The sequence below is a fragment of the Microbacterium sp. 18062 genome (assembly GCF_902706225.1).
GTDB lineage: Bacteria > Actinomycetota > Actinomycetes > Actinomycetales > Microbacteriaceae > Microbacterium.
Map to the genome: position 1 here is coordinate 1 of NZ_CACSKB010000138.1, position 694 is coordinate 694.

At 64.4% G+C, this 694-nt stretch carries 1 protein-coding gene; it reads right to left on the reverse strand.

Annotated elements, in window-relative coordinates:
• On the reverse strand, positions 1–694 hold a 694-nt coding region (locus tag GVL03_RS19005), incomplete at both ends, for an alpha-amylase family glycosyl hydrolase (protein WP_306770357.1).

The window sequence follows — 694 nt, forward strand, 5'->3', positions numbered from 1 at the left end:
CTTGTACTCGGCGTCGATGGCGGCGCGCAGCTTCTTGATCACCGCGTGCGTCTCGGGCAGGTTCTCGTTGCTCGTGCCGTCGCGCTCCACCAGGTACGGGATGGCATCGAGCCGGAAGCCGTCCACGCCCATGTCCAGCCAGAAGCGCATGGTCTTGAACACGGCTTCCAGCACCGCCGGGTTGTCGAAGTTCAGGTCCGGCTGGTGGCTGAAGAAGCGGTGCCAGTAGTACTGCTTGGCGACCGGGTCCCAGGCCCAGTTGGAGGTCTCGGTATCGGTGAAGATGATGCGCGTGCCCTGGTAGATCTGGTCGGTGTCGCTCCAGACGTAGAAGTCGCGCTCGGGCGAGCCGGGCGGGGCGTGCCGCGCGCGCTGGAACCAGGGGTGCTCGGACGAGGTGTGGTTGATGACCAGTTCGGTGATCACGCGCAGGCCGCGCGCGTGGGCGGCGTCGAGCATTTCCTTGAAGTCCTCCAGCGTGCCGTACTGCGGATGCACGCTTTCGTAGTCGGAGATGTCGTAGCCGTCGTCGCGCAGCGGCGAGGGGTAGAACGGCATCAGCCAGATCGTGTTGACGCCCAGGTCCTTCACGTAGTCCAGCTTGGCGGTCACGCCCTTGAAGTCGCCGTACCCGTCGTTGTTGCTGTCGTAGAACGCCTTCACGTTCAACTGGTAGATGACGGCGTCGCGGTAC